Raw genomic sequence first — 14,346 nt, forward strand, 5'->3', positions numbered from 1 at the left:
ATGCCCCGAGCGACGAACGGTGACGTCTCGCTCCGCTACGAGGTCGACGAGGGCCGGGTGGGCGACGACGAGGCAGTCGTGTTTTGTGGTGACGTTGGGCTCGGCGCCTGGCAATTCGGCTGGCAGCACGCCGCGCTCGCGGGCCCGTACACGGTCGTTACGCCAGAGACGCGGGGCATCGGCGCGTCCGACGCCCCCCCTGGGCCGTACACCGTCGAGGCGCTCGCGGCAGACCTCGATGCGGTGTGTACAGACGCGGGCGTCCGGAACGCCCACCTCGTCGGCTACGGGCTGGGCGGGATGGTCGCGCTCGCGTACGCGCTGGCCTCGTCGCGCCCAGCGAGCCTGACGCTCGTCGGGACGCCGCCGGCCGGTGACGCGTACAACCCTGCCGGCGTGTGGGCCGACCCGACGGATCCAGCAGCGGTGGAGGGATCGCTGACGGGACTGCTCTCTGCGGACTTCCGGGAGGCACAGCCGGACGCGCTTGCGCCTATCGTCGAGTGGCGACTCACGGAGGACGCTGACCGCGAGGTGTTCGCGGCCCAGCGCGCGGCTATCGAGGAGTTCGACCTCGTCGACCGATTACACGAGGTATCGACGCCCGCGCTCGTCGTGGCTGGCACCGACGACACGGTGTGTCCACGGACGGCCGTGGAGACGCTCTCTGACGGACTGCCTCGCGGTGAGCGGTATCTTGTTGACGGTGCACGTCACCTCGTCGGCGTGGAGGCATCTGCAGCGGTCAACGATCGCCTCACCGGCTGGCTGGCGACACACGCGAGTAACTTGTTGTAACGCTGGTTTCGGGACGACCGCTTCGACGACCGTTGGGCCACAACGGTTTTTAGCCCGTCACCCTTCCACACGGACACATGAGCCGCCTCCGTTTCGCGCTGTTGAACGCCGCCCACGAGGGCGAGAGCACCCGGCGGAACTTTCGTCGAGAGCTTGATGCCGACCTTGCCGAATACGACGCTACGAGCGGTCACCTCCCCGAACACACCGACTTCGACGGGCTCGTCGTCACCGGGTCACGCTCGTCTGTGTACTGGGATGAAGCGTGGATCCCCCCGCTCGTTGCGTACGTCGCTGAGGCGGCCGACGCTGGGGTCCCGATCCTTGGCGTCTGTTATGGCCATCAGGTGCTCGCAGAGGCGCTCGGCGGGCGTGTCACCGGCATGGATGACTTCGAGATCGGCTACAACACGGTCCACCATCACGGCGACGAGCTGTTCGAAGACGTCCCCGAGTCGTTCACGGTGTTTACGACCCACGGCGACGCGGTCGTGGACCTGCCGCCGAGTGCCGATCTCCTCGCAGAGAACGAGTATGGCGTCCACGCGTTCCGTGACGGACACTGCTGGGGCGTCCAGTTCCATCCGGAGTACGACATCGAGACCGCCCGTGAGGTGACCGAGGGGAAACGCGGGCGCTTGGGCGACCCACGGGTTGACGACGTGCTCGCGAATATCACTCCTGAGGCGTTCGAGGCCGCCTGTGAAGCGAAGCCGCTCTTCGACAACTTCGTCGCGTATGCCCGTGAGCATCGACAGGGCCAGAAGCCGGCGGCGGCCGACGACTGACACGAGACGGGCGGCCCGAGCCGGTCTCTCGCCGACAGCTATTTTCACAGCGGTCGTGTATACATCGTAATGATAGGTCGGCGAACGAAGGCGTGGGTCGCCCGGGCGAAGGCGGCGATCCATGGGTCGTTTGCAGGTGATCACACGGTCCGTGAGACCGCCGGAAGCTTCTCACTCGGCGTGTTCATCACGATGTTGCCGACGCTCGGAACCGGCCTAATCGCGTTCGTCGTACTCGGATGGGCGTTCCGCCGGATCAACCACGCCGCGTTGCTCGCGTCCGTCGTCGTGTTCAACCCGGCGGTGAAGTGGGGTGTGTACGCCGCCAGCTTCACACTCGGTGTCGCACTTCTCGGGCCTGTTCCTGGCGTTACTCCGGCCGAGGTCTCGTTGTCGGCGGGGCCACCGATACTCCTCCGGCTGCTCGTCGGGAACGTGATTCTCGCGGTCGTCGCCGCCGTACCGAGCTACGTCGTTTCTTACCGGCTGATCGAGGCGTACCACGCCCGCGACGTCGACGTCGTTGGGACGGTGACGGATGCGGTCTCGGGGGACGAGGACCAGCCGACTGGGCCGCCGCCGACTCGGTCGCGGGAGTGAACGGAGCGCCGGTCGAACACGCTTATACGGTTCCCGCTCGCATCATACATATGAACGTAGTCCCGGACACCAGTGCGGTCGTGGACGGCCGCGTGTCCGAACGCGTCGAGGACGGCACCTACGAGTCGGTGACGGTCGTCGTCCCGGAGGCCGTCGTCGGCGAGCTGGAGTCGCAGGCCAACGACGGGCTTGAGTCCGGATGGGACGGACTTGAGGAGCTCAAGCGGCTCGCCGCGTTTCACGACGACGGCACCATCAACCTGCGATACGTCGGTGAACGACCGAGCGGTGACGCCCGTTCACACGCCGCAGAAGGCGACGTCGACGCGCTGATCCGCGACGTAGCCGACGCAGAGAACGCGACGTTGCTCTCGAGTGATGTTGTCCAAGCGGAAGTCGCCCGCGCGAAGGGCATCGATATCGAGTTCGTCGAGCCGGTCACACGCGGGGTCGTCGACGAGCTCCCGATTGCGGAGTACTTCACCGACGAGACGATGTCGCTACACCTCAAGACAGGGACGAAGCCGCGGGCGAAACGCGGCTCGCTCGGCGATATGCACTACGTCGTCATAGAGGAGACAGAGACGTCAGAAGAACGGATGACAGAGTTGGCGAACGCGATCGTTGACCTCGCACGGCAGTCGGCAGACGGCTTCATCGAGCTCTCCGACGACGGGATGGACATCGTCCAGTATCGCAACTACCGGATCGCGGTGGCGCGACCGCCCTTTGCTGACGGCGTCGAGATCACCGCGGTGCGGCCCATCGCGAAGACGACCCTCGACGACTACGAGTTCGCTGACGACCTCCGCGAGCGATTCCTCGAACAACAGCGCGGGGTGCTCATCTCTGGCTCGCCGGGAGCCGGGAAGTCGACGTTCGCACAGGCGGTCGCGGAGTTCCTGAACGACAACGACTACGCGGTGAAGACGATGGAGAAGCCCCGCGACCTCCAGGTCGGTCCCGAGATCACCCAGTACGGCGCACTCGGTGGGAGCATGGAGAACACCGCCGACTCGCTGCTCTTGGTCCGACCGGACTACACGATCTACGACGAGGTCCGCAAGACGCGCGACTTCGAGGTGTTTGCGGACATGCGGATGGCCGGCGTCGGGATGGTCGGGGTGGTCCACGCCTCGCGCGCCATCGACGCGCTCCAGCGGCTCGTTGGCCGGGTTGAGCTCGGGATGATCCCGCAGATCGTCGACACGGTGGTGTACATCGACGCCGGCGAGGTCCACACGGTGTATGATGTCACCACGGAGGTGAAAGTGCCTGCGGGACTCACCGCCGAGGACCTCGCGCGGCCGGTGATACAGGTATCGAGCTTCGAGACCGGCCGCCCCGAGTTCGAGATCTACACGTTCAACCGGCAGGTGGTGACGGTGCCGCTCGGCGACGATGACGACGACCAGACTGAGTCCGGTGTCGGCCGGATCGCGAAACAAGAGATCGAGCGCGAGATCCGGTCTGTCGCACACGGCCACGTTGATGTGGCACTCCGCGGCAACGACGAGGCGGTCGTTTACGTCGAGGAGGGCGACATCGGAACAGTGATCGGCAAAGGTGGTGGCCGGATCCGCGACATCGAGAACCGACTCGGTATCGAGATCGACGTCCGTACTCACAGCGAGAAACCGACTGATGGTGGTGGGTCGAGCCGATCCACGAGCGGACCGAGCGGCGACGGACAAACCGCACAGGTCGGCGACGACCGGGGGTCGGTGGTGCAGCCGGAGATCACCTCACGACACGTCGTCTTGGACGTCGACGGAGGCGTCGGCGAGACAGTCGAGGTGCGCGCGAACGGCGAGTACCTCTTCACTGCGACGGTGGGCCGCGGCGGGGAGGTGCAGGTCTCACGCGGGTCGGCCATCGCCGAGGAGCTTGAGGACGCGATCGACCGCACCCAGACGATCACAATCGTTCCGGCGCGCTGAGTAACCCTACCGACGGTCGGTACGACCGGGTTCCACGATCGTCGTACTCGGTCCTTGTCGAAAGATAACGCTTTTTTGACGGTGGTCGGAAGAGTAGCGCATGTCGAACGAGTTGAAACGCGGGCTGGAGGGCGTTCTCGTCGCCGAGTCGGAGCTCAGTCACGTCGACGGGGAGGCTGGGAGGCTCGTCTACCGCGGGCATGACATCGAGGCGCTGGCACGCGGCGCGACCTACGAGGAGGTCCTGTATCTGCTGTGGCACGGCGCGCTGCCGACGCGCGCCGAGCTCGACTCGTTCGCCGACGCGCTCGCCGCAGAGCGGGCCGTCGACGAGAACGTGCTCACGACCGTTCGCCGGCTCGGCGACGTCGACGAAAAGCCAATGGCCGCCCTCCGCACCGCGGTCTCGATGCTCTCTGCGTACGACGACACTGCGAGCGAAGACGACGGCGACGTGCTCGCCGAGGGTGCCCGGATAACCGCGAAGATCCCTACCATCCTCGCGGCGTTCGACCGGGCTCGACGGGGTGAGTCGCCCCTCGAACCGGACCCGTCACACTCACACGCCGGTGACTTCCTCCGAATGCTCACCGGTACGGCGCCCGACGACGTGAGTGAGGAGACCTTTGATATGGCGCTGACGCTGCACGCCGACCACGGGCTGAACGCCTCGACGTTCACCGCGCTCGTTATCGGCTCGACGATGGCTGACGTCTATGCAGCCGTCACCGGCGGCATCGGGGCGCTTTCGGGTTCACTTCACGGCGGCGCAAATCAGGACGTAATGGAGATGCTGTACGAAGTCGACGAGTCGGGGAAAGATCCGACAGAGTGGGTCCGGGCCGCAACCGACGAGGGTCGCCGTATTCCTGGCTTCGGTCACCGCGTGTACGAGGTGAAAGACCCGCGAGCACGGATCTTAGCCGAGAAACTCGACGATCTCGCGGCCGCTTCCAGCGACAAGCGGTGGCTCGAGTACACCGCAGCAATCGAGTCGTACCTCACCGACGAGGGGCTCACCGACCAAGGAATCGCGCCGAACGTCGACTTCTACTCCGGTTCGGTGTACGAGACCATGGGCATCCCGATCGATTTGTACACCCCTATCTTTGCGATGAGCCGCGTCGGTGGATGGGTCGCCCATGTTAACGAGTACCGTGCGGACAACCGGCTCATTCGTCCCCGTGCGCGGTACACTGGTCCGGAGTCAGCGGAGTTCGTCCCGATAGACGAGCGATAGTAGACGCGAGAGCCCGCAGATCTCGCGGTCCCCACTCTCACGCCAACGTCACTACTGCTTCATTTTGCGATCGTGTCACCCCTGACACCGTATCCCAGTTCTCCAATGAATCCGAACAATCGAGACACAGCCTGCGGTGGCGCGCGCCTCGCAGGCCGCCGAAGCGTGCGTGCGAGGGATGAGCGAGTCGCCGGCGGCGACTCGCGAATCGGCTGGGGAGGGTGTGGCTAAGTGGTGTCCGGTGGTCGTGCGGTCGTGTTGATTGTACTACCACCGCCACATGCGTATGAGGGATGGTGTGGCCAAGTGATGTCCGGCGGTCGTGTTCGTCACAAGGTCACTTCCGACACGTACAGAATCGCTCCAGAACGCGTCCTCACACACGGCGTTGGGGTGTGCCGAACCCGACCCACTCACGCAGACGCAAACCGCTGCCGGGCGTACTTCGCGAGCAGTGGCAGGTCATCGAGGTGTAACAGTTTCGCCATTGCGCGCCTCTCACCGCGGTTGGCGCGAGCAAGTAGGTTGTCTGATGTCTCTCGAAGGTCGCGCATCAGCGTGTCGTATCGCTCGTTCGGCGCGAGATACAACAGCTCAGTGAGCAACAGCCGCGCGTTCATGCGCGGCGCGACTTCCTCGTGCCAGAGCTGATCGTACAGTGAGAGGTGGTCGGCGTCTTTCGGCCGGTCGGCGTGGGTGAAACAGCGGTCGATCGTCTTTGCGGCCGCGCGCGCGGACTTCATCCCCTTGTGTATCCCCTCGCCCCACAGCGGATCGATCGTTGGGACGGTATCACCGATCGCGAGGAAGCCGTCAGTGTGCATCGCACCCGGTCGCTGGATGTGCGCGGAGCCGCGGTGGACCTTCCCCTCGAGCCGCTCGGCGTCGGCGAACCGAGGGTCACGGTCGAGCCATCCCTCGAGGTAGCCGTCTATCGTCTGACCCGCCTCGGCGGTCTCTTGATGCCGGTCGTTCTGGATGTAACACACGCCGACCTTCGCCGTATCCGGACCGGTAGCGAACACCCACGAGTAGCCACCGGGGGCAATCTCGTGGTCGAGCCGGAGCATCATCGCCCGGTCTAAGTCCGCGTAGTCCGGGTGGTCGAGATCGACCCCTTCGAGCTCATACTCGATGCCGATCGCCTGGTTCTCCCGCTCAAGCTCGACGACGTCGAGTGCGCTCGCTATCGGGGCAGCCGGACCGGTCGCATCGACGACGACGTCGGCGTACACCGTCTCGTCGCCGGCGTACCGGACGCCCTCGATGACGCCGTCGTCGTCGAGTACCGGCCGTGACACGCGCGCGTCGAACCGATACTCCGCACCCTTCTCGCGACCGTCCTCAACGAGGAAGCGCTTGAAGTCGGCGAACTCGAGCACGGCCCCGGGTTGATACGACTCGTAGTAGTCATTTGGCGACTCTAACACCACGGTGTCGGTGTACGACATTACGACGTCGTCGGGAATCCCGAACGCCGACATCATCGACGGGAACGTCCCCGCCGTCGACTTGTTGCTCTGTCGCGGAAAGTCAGCTTCGGCCTCGGTCTCGAGGACGACGACGTCGTACCCGCGGGCGGCGAGGTCACGGGCGCACTGGGCGCCCGCTGGACCGGCGCCGGCGACGGCGACGTCGTAACGATCAGGCATGTATGATCCGTATCGACCCGGCTAATTAGGTTTGCCGAAATGGGTCGATACGGCGAGTGAGCCGCCCGATTTTGACGGATCGCGGAGGTCGGGATATCAGACTAGAGTAGCGACTAGATGGTTCTGTAGACACGGTCGAAACCGGCCGTGACCGTCCTCAGTAGAATTCGCGGACGAGGTCGGTCGCGTTCTCCGGGGCACCAGCCGGGATAGCAGACATATTGGCGTCCATACCGTGTTGTTCGGTGTACGGCACCGACGACTCGTCCTGGTAGACGACGCCTTGGTACTCCTTTTCGGAGTCGAGGATGACGTCTTTTGCGGCGTCGCGGTCGGTGGGGTCGTGGCCGGTCTCGGCGAGGTCGACGAGCGAGTCACGGAAGTAATCGTACGTATCGACGTCGTTGAACGTCACACATGGAGAGTAGACGTTCACAAAGCCGAATCCGTCGTGTTCGATGGCCCGTTGGATGATCTCTTGATGCCGCAGTGCGTCCGAGGAGAACGACTGCGCGATGAACGTCGCGCCCGACGCGAGTGCGAGCGCGTGCGGATTGACTGGCGGCTGTTTGGGTCCATCCGGAGTGGTCGACGTCTCGAAGTCGTCACGCGAGGTCGGTGAGGCCTGCCCCTTGGTGAGTCCGTAGATGCGGTTGTCCATTACGACGTACGTCATGTCGACGTTCCGGCGAACCGCGTGGACGAAGTGGCCCGCGCCGATCGAGTAGCCGTCGCCGTCGCCGCCGGCGACCATCACTTCGATATCCGGACGGGCGAGTTTCACGCCGGTGCCAACCGGCAGCGCGCGGCCGTGGACACCGTGGAGCGCGTAGCTGTGCATGTAGGTACCTATCTTTCCGGAACAGCCAATGCCGGCGACGACGAACGTGTTGTCCGGGTCGTTGCCGGTCTCTGCAAGCGCCTTCATCATGCCGTTCATCGTCCCGAAGTCGCCGCATCCAGGGCACCACGTCGGCTGCTTGTCGGATTTGAAGTCGGTGAATCGAATCTCTGAGCTCATGGTTATGCCTCCACGACCCCCGTGAGGGTCGACCGTATTTCTGCTGCGAGTTCATCCGCCTTGAACCGCACGCCGGTGTACTTGTTCACCCGTTCAACGCGGGTTAGCGCGTCGCGCTCGATCAAGTTCGCGAACTGTCCGGTCTCATTGCACTCGACAACGAGGACAGTCTCTGCCGCCTCGATCGCTGCCGACAGGTCCGGCCGGGGGAAGATGTACGGCACCGCGATCACGCGGACATCGATACCCGAGTCGTCGAGGATGTCGAGCGCCTCGACGAGCGCTCCCTCGTTCGACCCCCACGTGATCACGAGTGTGTCTGCGTCGGGGTCACCGAACTCGCGAGGACTCCAGTCTTCGCGCGCCTCTGCTGTTTCGACCTTGCGGTTCCGCTTGTCGACCTGTTCGACCCGCATGTCGGTGTCTTCGGTTCGCCGGCCCTGCTCGTCGTGTTCGAGGCCGGTCGACATGTGTGCGCCGTCGGCCGTGCCGGGGAACGCTCGCGGGGAGATACCGTCGTCGGTGAGCGCGTGCGGTTTGAACCCGCCGCTTTCGGTCTGGTGGTCGCTCACAGTCGACTCGTCGACGACGAATCCGCGGTCGACCTCGACGGCGTCCATGTCGAACGTCTCCGGTGAGAAGGTCTGTTCTGTGACCGCAAGCGAGAGGTCCGCCGTGAGGTAGACGGGGAGCTGATACTTCTCGGCGAGGTTGAACGCCTCGATCGTCTTCCAGAAACACTCGTCGATCGTGGTCGGCGCGAGGACGAACCGGGGGACTTCCCCGTGTCCGCCGTACAGCATGTGGTTCAGGTCTCCTTGCTCCTGTTTGGTTGGCATCCCGGTGGAGGGCCCAGACCGCATCACGTTACAGATCACGAGTGGGGTCTCGCTTGTCGCGACGAGACCGAACGTCTCGGTCATGAGATCGATACCCGGTCCGGAAGTCGCAGTCATCGCCCGGGCGCCACCGCGGGCGGCCCCGAGCGCCATGTTGACTGCTGACAGCTCGTCTTCGGCCTGCACCACGTGGCCGCCGTACTGTTCGATTCGGCCGGTGAGGTACGTCATCACGTCGGTCGCCGGCGTGATCGGGTAGCCGGCGTAGAACCGACAGCCGGCAGCGATAGCGCCCATCCCAATAGCCTCATCACCGTTGAGCAGGACGTAGTCTTCGTCCGTCGTTTCTAGCTCGTAGGGGAACTCGTAGTCGTACTCCTCGTCGACGTACGTACGCCCGGCACGGGCCGCTTCCTTGTTGTTGTCGACGAGCTTCTGACCCTTGTCGCCGAACCGCTTTTCTAACGCGGAGTCAAGGTTCTCGATCGGGAAATCGGCGACCGCACACGCCGCGCCGAGTGCGACGACGTTGCGCATAATCGCCCCGCCTGCGTCCTCGGCGAGTCGCTTGAGCGGTACGTCGATTCCGGCTATCTCGCCGGGTATCTCGACGTTCTGCATCGTTGTTCGTTCGCCGTCGTAGATGACGACGGACTCGTCGTGGAGCTCGTCGAGGTTCTCGTCTATCGTTCGCGGCGTGAGCGCGATGAGGACATCGAGTCTATCTACGACGCTCTGTACCTTGTCGACGGAGGTTCGCACCTTGTACGCGGTGTATCCGCCGCGGATCCGCGAGGCGAAGTCCTTCGACGTGAACACGTGCCGACCCGACCGCGAGAGGGCCTGCGCGAAGATCTTGCCCGTCGAGTCGATGCCGTCGCCAGCCTCCCCACCGACGGCCCAGTTGAAGTCCGCTGCCATTCTGTGTGGGCGCTTCACTCGGACTCATCAAAAGACTTCTGGAAGGGGCCACCCGACAATTACTTCACAATCGTATTATTTTTCGCAAGTATTGTCGACTGATCTACGATAGAGACGATGATTTCGGATTTTGAGTGGGCGATCGTCCACCAAAATACGACTCGCAGCAGCCGTGTGTCGCACCCTATATTCGACAAACGTCGAATTTGCGGAGGTGCGAGGAGAAAGCCCCGCTCTTCAGGGCGGGGATGAATCCGACAAGTCCTGCGGGGAATACGCTTGACGTGCGGGACGGATGTGTTAACAAACCAGGCATCGTAATAGTAGCACCCCGAGGCGGTCTACCCGCCCCACTAATCGGACAGTATCGGGATTCCCCGATTCCAAGCGGAGGACACCCTCTTCCGCGTTGGAAATGGGGTGTAGGCAGTAAGAAGTACCTCTGAATCCCATGCCGGGATAGGAGTAACGGCTGATTGGCACAGCCAGTAGCCGTCTTTCGAGGTGGCTACAAATCTTGAACATCCCAACTCAGCGGTGCTGTGCCGTGGGAATCTTCGCCCTTCAGGGCGGAGAGGATGTCAACAGCGATCACAGCTGGTCGCGGTACCGACGGGAACACGTTTAGTATCTGAAGGCCCGAACGCGGGTATGGATGCCACAGTTTCGGTGACGGCAGTCGAGACGGTCGGGCCGGATACGTACGCGATTCGGTTCGGCACACCCACGGGGTTCGCCGCCGAGCCGGGCCAGTTCGTGCGACTCGGCACCGAGATCGACGGCGAGCCAGTCTCGCGATTCTATACGCTTTCCTCGCCGACAGTCGACGAAACGGTCGAGGTGACCGTCGCAATCGACCCCGAAGACGGCGGCGACTTCTCGCAGTTCCTCGCCGATATTGAGCCCGGCACGACGCTCTCGTTCGCCGGGCCGTACGGCGACCAGCACTACGACGGCGAGTCGCGAGCTGTGGTCCTCGCCGGCGGGCCGGGCGTCGGTCCCGCGGTTGCGATCGCCGAACGGGCAGTTGCCGACGGCGGTGATGCGGCGATCGTGTACCGAGACGCTGCTCCCGCCCACGAGGCCCGGCTTTCGGCGCTTCGTGAGGCCGGTGTGGATGTCGTCCTCCTCAGTGCGGACGAGTCGCTCGACGCCCCGGTCGCTGTAGCCTTGGCGGGTGGTGACGACGAGGGCGTGTTTGTCTACGGCTTCGCTGACTTCGTCGAGGACGCCACGACGGCCATCGAGCGTGGCGGCGGCGATCCGGATGCGGCGAAGGTCGAAAACTTCGGATAGCCACGGTGACCGCCACGGGAGCGACGCGATCCGACACCCTTGAATTTATCTTGCCTCGGGGTAGCACTTCACCAAACACACCCTCTCTCACGATGGACGGCCACGGAGACACCACGACAGTCCTCTTTGCCGGCTCCGACCCCCAACCGGTCGCGACGGCGCTCGCGAGGGAACCGGACGGATTCACCGTCGACATCGAGACTTCGATGACCGAAGCCGTCGAGTTGCTTCGAGGACGCACGTACGATTGTGTCGTCGTAGCGATCTCCCGGGGGGCGCGCGATGCGGATGATAACGCGCACGATGCGGATGATGGCGCGCTAGACCCGAACGACCTCCGCATGCTCGTTTGCACGGCCGACGAGGAAATCCCGGTCGTCGGCTTCGGTGACGTGGTCGTCGGGGAGACGCCCGGCGAGGCCGTCCTCGACGGTATCACGGACGTCGTCCACGCCAGTGGCAACACCGACCTCGAAACAGACGTGACTCGGCTCGCTCGACGGATTGCAACCGTGGTAGCGTCACGTCGAGCCGTTCGCGCAGCAGAGCGACGCGAAGAACGGCTTGAGCGCTTCGTCGAGGTCGTCTCTCACGACCTTCGGAATCCACTCAACGTAGCCCAGGGACGGATCGAACTCGCGAGAGCGTCGTGTGAGAGTACAAACCTCGAGACGGCTGCAGACGCGATCGACCGGTGTCTCGACTTAATCGCGGACCTGTTGACGCTTGCGCGTGAGGGAGAAACGGTTTCGGCGACCGAGCCGGTCAACCTTGCGGCACTCGCAGAGACGTGTTGGTCGTCGGTTCAAACGCCGACGGCAACGCTTCGGATCGACGTCGACCGATCGATCGCCGGGAAGCCCGGACGGGTGAAACAGCTGCTCGAGAACCTCTTCAGCAACGCCATCAGACACGGTGGAGACGACGTCGTCGTCACCGTCGGATCTATCGAGCCGTTCTACACCGCGACGCGGGGTGGAGACGACGGAGGTGCTGGATTTTACGTGGCCGACGACGGCGCGGGCATTCCGCCCGACGCGCGCGACCGCGTGTTCGACACCGGGTACACGACCGCGAGCGACGGCACCGGCTTTGGCCTCAACATAGCCGCGGAGATCGCCACGGCACACGGGTGGGAGATCGACGTGACGGCGAGTCGGACGGGTGGAGCCCGCTTCGAGGTTACCGGTGTCGAGACGGTCGAGTGATTCTCACTCGCTCGCGGTCGCCTTCGTCTCCCCGAAGTAGTCGGCGAGCCGCTCTGCGGCCTCGAGCGAGCGCGGCGTGACGAGCGCGAATCGGATCCAGTCGTCGCGGGCGGTCCCGAACGTCTCGCCGGGCATCCCGGCGACGCCCGCCTCATCTATCAGACGTTTGACGTTCTCCATGGTGCCGGGGAAGTCGTCGAAGCGCGCGAGGACGTAGAAGCCACCCTCTGGGCGGGAGTACTCCGCGCCTGCGGCGTCGAGTGCGTCGGTGAACGCATCGATGCGGTCCGCGAGTTGATCGCGTGCCTGCCTGTAGTAGGCCAATTCGGTCGACTGAAGCGCTTCGGCAACCGCGTGTTGTGCCGGGCGTGAGCCGGCGACGTTCACCAGCATGTGGCGGGTCTTCGCGGCGCGGACGTGGGGTTCCGGGAGGACGGTGTAGCCGACCCGGAATCCCGTTATCGCCATCGACTTCGAGAACCCGCTGGTGACGATGACGCGGTCGGAGTCGATCGCGAGTGCCGACTCGAACGCGCCGGTGAAATCGAAGTGGTCGTACACCTCATCGACGAGCACGAGGGCGTCGACCGACTCAGCAATCTCGACGACTGCCCGTACCGCCTCGAGGTCGTAGACGGCACCCGTCGGATTGTTCGGGGTGTTCAACACGATCAGCGCGGTCTCTGTACTCGCGGCCTCTCTGATCGCCTCCACGTCAAGATCGCCGTCACGCTCGGTCGGAACCAGCGTCGGCGTTCCGTCGAGCAGTGTGGTCTTCCCGAGGTAGTACGGATACACCGGATCCATCAACAACACCTCGTCGCCGGCGTCGCGGTCGAGGGCTCTGGCCATCCCGAGGTAGTTCGCCTCGCCGGTTCCGTTCGTAACGATAACACGGTCTTGATCGACGTTTCGCCGAGCCGCGATCGCCTCGCGCAGTGCCGGAATTCCTTCACTCGGTGGGTACTGGAACTCTGCGGTCGGAAACTCGGCGTACGCCGCGAGCGCCTCTCGCAGTGCCCCCGGGGGCTCCCAATCGGGGTTTCCGCTCACCATGTCGATGACGTCGCGGTCGGCAGCGACCCCGTACTGCATCACGTGGAAAAACTTGGGCTCCTCGTACTCCATGTGGCTCCCTGTGGTGGTGGTCACCTGGCTCTTTCGGCGTGAATCGGTCGAGCTGTTCGTGGACGTCTCACTCCAACCGCGATCCGAGCCCTTTGAGTCGTGGGCTGGCGAGTCGACAATATGAACAAACGCGGCCACGTATTGAACGCAGTGTTGCTCGCGCTCGGGCTGGGGGTTATCTTGGAGCCGAGTCTCGATGCCGATACGGCCCGGAAGATCGCCCAGATATCCGTTCCGATCGTGTTGGGTGCGCTGTTTCCGGACGTCGACACTGCCTTTGGTCGCCACCGGAAGACCCTCCACAGTCTCCCCGTCTTGGGGGTGTTTCTCGCGTACCCGATCGTCTTCGACAACCTCCAGTTCGTGTGGGTCGGCGTGATGACGCATTATGTGCTCGACCTCGTCGGCAGCCGCCGCGGAATCGCGTTGTTTCACCCGCTTTCAGACACCGAGTACTCGCTGCCGTTTGGTGTTCCGGTGAGCAGCGACCGCGCCGACCTTGTGACGGTCATCGTTACCGCTCTCGAAATTGCGACGTTCTGGGCGTTCACCACGTATGTCGTCTCACTCGACGTCGACTTGGCGGCGGCCCGTGCAGGCCTCGGGATCTGACCCGCAACCCACCTGCAGTGGCGCGCGCCTCGTGAGTCGCCGAAGGCGTGCTCACGAGCGCGTGCGAGGGATGAGCGAGTCGCCGCCGGCGGCTCGCGAATCGGCTGGGGAGGGTGTGGCTGAAAAGTGTGTCCGAGTCTCGTGCGGTCGTGTTGGGTACAACTCTCACACCAGCGTATGCGAGCGAATCGGCTGGGGAGGGTGTGGCTGAAAAGTGTGTCCGAGTCTCGTGCGGTCGTGTTGGGTACAACTCTCACACCAGCGTATGCGAGCGAATCGGCTGGGGAGGGTGTGGCTGAAAAG

At 64.1% G+C, this 14,346-nt stretch carries 12 protein-coding genes; 8 read left to right on the forward strand and 4 right to left on the reverse strand.

The features are described 5' to 3' along the window. The 5 genes from ACWUI7_RS02380 (at position 1) to citZ (ending at position 5,366) form a co-directional block, all read left to right on the forward strand. Positions 1–798 (forward strand): alpha/beta fold hydrolase, encoded by a 798-nt coding sequence (locus ACWUI7_RS02380; protein WP_496640564.1) that lies wholly within the window; start codon positions 1–3, stop codon positions 796–798. A 77-nt stretch (positions 799–875) separates the two neighbouring features. Beyond that, complete coding sequence (locus ACWUI7_RS02385) at positions 876–1,586, forward strand: type 1 glutamine amidotransferase (protein WP_496640565.1); 711 nt, start codon at positions 876–878, stop codon at positions 1,584–1,586. Positions 1,587–1,655: 69 nt separating this feature from the next. After that, a complete protein-coding gene (locus ACWUI7_RS02390; RefSeq protein ID WP_496640566.1) occupies positions 1,656–2,186 on the forward strand; it encodes a DUF2062 domain-containing protein in 531 nt (176 codons plus the stop codon). A 50-nt stretch (positions 2,187–2,236) separates the two neighbouring features. Beyond that, positions 2,237–4,126 carry a PINc/VapC family ATPase gene (locus tag ACWUI7_RS02395; protein WP_496640567.1) on the forward strand — a complete coding sequence of 630 codons (1,890 nt, stop codon included), beginning with the start codon at positions 2,237–2,239 and terminating at the stop codon, positions 4,124–4,126. Between the two features lie 100 nt (positions 4,127–4,226). After that, positions 4,227–5,366 carry a citrate synthase gene (gene citZ / locus ACWUI7_RS02400; RefSeq protein WP_496640568.1) on the forward strand — a complete coding sequence of 380 codons (1,140 nt, stop codon included), beginning with the start codon at positions 4,227–4,229 and terminating at the stop codon, positions 5,364–5,366. Positions 5,367–5,779: 413 nt separating this feature from the next. On the opposite strand, the gene ACWUI7_RS02405 is transcribed toward citZ, so the two are convergent. From ACWUI7_RS02405 to ACWUI7_RS02415, 3 genes are all read right to left on the reverse strand, one after another. Next, the gene (locus tag ACWUI7_RS02405) at positions 5,780–7,018 is read right to left on the reverse strand and encodes a digeranylgeranylglycerophospholipid reductase (protein WP_496640569.1); all 1,239 of its coding nucleotides are present in this window, start codon (positions 7,016–7,018) and stop codon (positions 5,780–5,782) included. Between the two features lie 157 nt (positions 7,019–7,175). Beyond that, positions 7,176–8,039, reverse strand: a complete 864-nt coding sequence (locus ACWUI7_RS02410; RefSeq protein ID WP_496640570.1) for a 2-oxoacid:ferredoxin oxidoreductase subunit beta — start codon at positions 8,037–8,039, stop codon at positions 7,176–7,178. Between the two features lie 2 nt (positions 8,040–8,041). Beyond that, positions 8,042–9,799, reverse strand: coding sequence for a 2-oxoacid:acceptor oxidoreductase subunit alpha (locus ACWUI7_RS02415; protein ID WP_496640571.1), 1,758 nt, complete (start codon positions 9,797–9,799; stop codon positions 8,042–8,044). 651 nt (positions 9,800–10,450) lie between these two features. Here ACWUI7_RS02415 and ACWUI7_RS02420 point away from each other — a divergent pair. Further along, complete coding sequence (locus ACWUI7_RS02420) at positions 10,451–11,095, forward strand: FAD-dependent oxidoreductase (RefSeq protein WP_496640572.1); 645 nt, start codon at positions 10,451–10,453, stop codon at positions 11,093–11,095. 92 nt (positions 11,096–11,187) lie between these two features. Continuing rightward, a complete protein-coding gene (locus ACWUI7_RS02425) occupies positions 11,188–12,303 on the forward strand; it encodes a sensor histidine kinase (RefSeq protein ID WP_496640573.1) in 1,116 nt (371 codons plus the stop codon). A 3-nt stretch (positions 12,304–12,306) separates the two neighbouring features. Here ACWUI7_RS02425 and ACWUI7_RS02430 read toward each other — a convergent pair whose 3' ends face one another. Then, a complete protein-coding gene (locus ACWUI7_RS02430; protein ID WP_496640574.1) occupies positions 12,307–13,431 on the reverse strand; it encodes a pyridoxal phosphate-dependent aminotransferase in 1,125 nt (374 codons plus the stop codon). Positions 13,432–13,551: 120 nt separating this feature from the next. Here ACWUI7_RS02430 and ACWUI7_RS02435 point away from each other — a divergent pair, with 120 nt between their 5' ends. Then, positions 13,552–14,043, forward strand: coding sequence for a metal-dependent hydrolase (locus ACWUI7_RS02435; protein WP_496640576.1), 492 nt, complete (start codon positions 13,552–13,554; stop codon positions 14,041–14,043). The last annotated feature ends 303 nt before the right edge of the window (positions 14,044–14,346 follow it).

Source organism: Halorubrum orientale (genome assembly GCF_059623105.1).

Coding starts and splice junctions, on each gene's coding strand:
- ACWUI7_RS02380 (WP_496640564.1), top strand. CDS start 1: ATGCCCCGAGCGACGAACGGTGACGTCTCGCTCCGCTACGAGGTCGAC.
- ACWUI7_RS02385 (WP_496640565.1), top strand. CDS start 876: ATGAGCCGCCTCCGTTTCGCGCTGTTGAACGCCGCCCACGAGGGCGAG.
- ACWUI7_RS02390 (WP_496640566.1), top strand. CDS start 1,656: ATGATAGGTCGGCGAACGAAGGCGTGGGTCGCCCGGGCGAAGGCGGCG.
- ACWUI7_RS02395 (WP_496640567.1), top strand. CDS start 2,237: ATGAACGTAGTCCCGGACACCAGTGCGGTCGTGGACGGCCGCGTGTCC.
- citZ (WP_496640568.1), top strand. CDS start 4,227: ATGTCGAACGAGTTGAAACGCGGGCTGGAGGGCGTTCTCGTCGCCGAG.
- ACWUI7_RS02405 (WP_496640569.1), bottom strand. CDS start 7,018: ATGCCTGATCGTTACGACGTCGCCGTCGCCGGCGCCGGTCCAGCGGGC.
- ACWUI7_RS02410 (WP_496640570.1), bottom strand. CDS start 8,039: ATGAGCTCAGAGATTCGATTCACCGACTTCAAATCCGACAAGCAGCCG.
- ACWUI7_RS02415 (WP_496640571.1), bottom strand. CDS start 9,799: ATGGCAGCGGACTTCAACTGGGCCGTCGGTGGGGAGGCTGGCGACGGC.
- ACWUI7_RS02420 (WP_496640572.1), top strand. CDS start 10,451: ATGGATGCCACAGTTTCGGTGACGGCAGTCGAGACGGTCGGGCCGGAT.
- ACWUI7_RS02425 (WP_496640573.1), top strand. CDS start 11,188: ATGGACGGCCACGGAGACACCACGACAGTCCTCTTTGCCGGCTCCGAC.
- ACWUI7_RS02430 (WP_496640574.1), bottom strand. CDS start 13,431: ATGGAGTACGAGGAGCCCAAGTTTTTCCACGTGATGCAGTACGGGGTC.
- ACWUI7_RS02435 (WP_496640576.1), top strand. CDS start 13,552: ATGAACAAACGCGGCCACGTATTGAACGCAGTGTTGCTCGCGCTCGGG.